General features: G+C 71.1%; 2 protein-coding genes and 1 pseudogene. 2 read left to right on the top strand and 1 reads right to left on the bottom strand.

Annotation, left to right across the window (positions count from 1 at the left end; genetic code table 11):
- Both ACTIR_RS24515 and ACTIR_RS0119855 read left to right on the top strand, forming a co-directional pair.
- A partial coding sequence (locus tag ACTIR_RS24515) for a CapA family protein (RefSeq protein WP_034241182.1) occupies positions 1-569 on the top strand: 569 nt, incomplete at its 5' end.
- A gap of 90 nt (positions 570-659) precedes the next feature.
- Positions 660-1085 (top strand): four-helix bundle copper-binding protein, encoded by a 426-nt coding sequence (locus ACTIR_RS0119855; protein WP_026455581.1) that lies wholly within the window; start codon positions 660-662, stop codon positions 1083-1085.
- Between the two features lie 28 nt (positions 1086-1113).
- On the opposite strand, the pseudogene ACTIR_RS26980 reads toward ACTIR_RS0119855, so the two are convergent.
- Positions 1114-1756: pseudogene (locus ACTIR_RS26980) on the bottom strand (serine/threonine-protein kinase); the annotation flags it as partial.

Here is a 1756-nt window from a genome sequence, read left to right on the forward strand (position 1 = left end):
CCGCGCCCGGCCGGCCCGGCGTGCGTCTGCTGCCGGAGCTGTCCGCCGCCGGGGCGGAGGAGATCCTGGCCGAGGTGGCCGCCGTCCGGCGGCCCGGGGACGTGGTCGTGTTCTCCGTCCACTGGGGAACGAACTGGGGCTACCAGGTGCCCGCCGAGCAGGTGCGCTTCGCGCGGACCCTCGTCGAACACGGGGTGGACCTCGTGCACGGGCACTCGTCGCACCACCCCCGGCCGATCGAGGTGCACCACGGCAGGCTCATCCTCTACGGCTGCGGCGACCTGCTCAACGACTACGAGGGCATCAGCGGCTTCGAGCGCTACCGGGGTGATCTGCGCCTGCTGTACGTGCCGACGCTGGACGCCGACACGGGCGAGCTGACCGGCCTGCGGCTGCTGCCGCTGCAGTCGCGGCGGCTGCGGCTGCAACCCGCCGGATCGCGGGACCGGGGGTGGCTGGCCGCCGTGCTGGGGGCGAGCAGCGAACCGTTCGGCACCCACGTCGACAGCCACGACGAGGAGAACGTGCTCACGGTGAGCTGGGCGCGGCGCCCGTCGCCGTCCCGGTGAGCGTGCGCGCGAACCCGTTTACCGGCGTCCCCTTCCGGCGAATCCTGTGACCGCGATCCGCGACCCACCGTGACCGGAGGAGGGAGAACCATGCCCGTGGCCGAAATGGTACGGACCTACCCGGGGGACCTGGGCGGACTCGACCGGGACGCGCTGGTGCGGTGCATCGAGGAGTGCGTGGCCTGCGCACAATCCTGCACCGCGTGTGCCGACGCGTGCCTGTCCGAGTCCGACGACATGCTGCCGCAGCTGCGTAAGTGCATCCGGACCAACGCCGACTGTGCCGACGTGTGCGAGACGACGGCGCGGGTGCTGTCCCGGCACACCGACTACGACGCCAACCTCACCCGGTCGGTGCTGGAGGCGTGCGCGGTCGCCGCCCGCACGTGCGGTGACGAATGCGAGTCGCACGCCTCCCACCACGAACACTGCCGCGTGTGCGCGGAGTCGTGCCGACGCTGCGAACGGTCCTGTCGGGAACTGCTGGACACCCTGGGCCGCGGCGCGGGCGGTTGACGCGGAGGAGAGCAGGGGTGCGGCGGCGTCAGTCGTCGTCCCCGTCTCCGCCCTCCTCGTCCTTCTTGTCCTTACCGTTTTCGTCCTTCTTTTTCTCGTCCTTTTTCTCGTCGTCCTTCTTCTTGTCCTTCTTGTCGTCCTTGTCCTTGTCCTTGTCGTCCTTCGGTGGGGCGGTGGTCTCGCTGTGCAGGACCGTGTTGGTGCGCAGCAGCACCGTGCCGTCCAGCCGCACGAGTTCGTGCTGGTGAAACTCGGTGACGATGGTGTCGTCGCGCATCCGCATCCGCAGACCGACGTGCACGGAGTCGTCCCCGGTCATCCGCGGTTCGGACAGGACCTCCAGCTTCCGGACCTTGCTCCACCGGTCGTCGAACGTCTCGCGTCCCTCGGCACGCAGTTCGGGGCCGAGCCGTTCCCACGCGGCGTCCCGGCTGTCGGGCAGCAGCGCGTAGTAGTCGGCGACCGCCTGCCGGGCCTGTGCCGCACTCACCGTGGGGGACGGGGAACTCGACGAGGGTGGCGTACTCGACGGCGCGGCGGCGGTGGTCGGGTCGTCGTCCCCCGACCCGATCAGCACTGCGGTGACCAGCACACCGATCGCCACCACGGCCCCCACGGCCGCGAGCAGCGGGCCGCGCCCGCGTCGCGTCGCGGGATCCAGGGCGGCCGCG

Origin of the sequence: Saccharomonospora iraqiensis subsp. iraqiensis, assembly GCF_000430445.1 — a bacterium.
GTDB classification, from domain to species: Bacteria; Actinomycetota; Actinomycetes; order Mycobacteriales; family Pseudonocardiaceae; genus Saccharomonospora; species Saccharomonospora iraqiensis.